Genomic DNA, 255 nt, shown 5'->3' with positions numbered 1-255 from the left:
CTGGCGAAGCTTTCACAGCCAGGGCGGACGCTGAAGTTTTGCTACGAAGCAGGACCCTGCGGCTATGGCATTCAGCGCCAACTGTCTGCCGCAGGTCATGACTGCGTGGTTGTCGCCCCCTCTTTGACCCCGCGAAAGCCGGGCGATCGCATCAAGACAGACCGTCGAGATGCCAACAATCTGGCAAGGCTTCATCGCGCTGGTGAACTGAGCGCCGTCTGGATCCCCGATCCCGCCCATGAGGCGATGCGCGAT

The 255-nt window shown here is 61.6% G+C and carries 1 pseudogene; it reads left to right on the top strand.

The window, feature by feature from the left end:
* Positions 1–255 (top strand): annotated as a pseudogene (locus tag IB264_RS35765) (hypothetical protein); the annotation flags it as partial.

The sequence above is a fragment of the Ensifer sp. ENS11 genome (assembly GCF_014851895.1).
Lineage (GTDB): Bacteria > Pseudomonadota > Alphaproteobacteria > Rhizobiales > Rhizobiaceae > Ensifer > Ensifer canadensis.
Note: the sequence above shows the minus strand (reverse complement) of the source record. Positions and strands in the feature narration are given on the sequence as shown.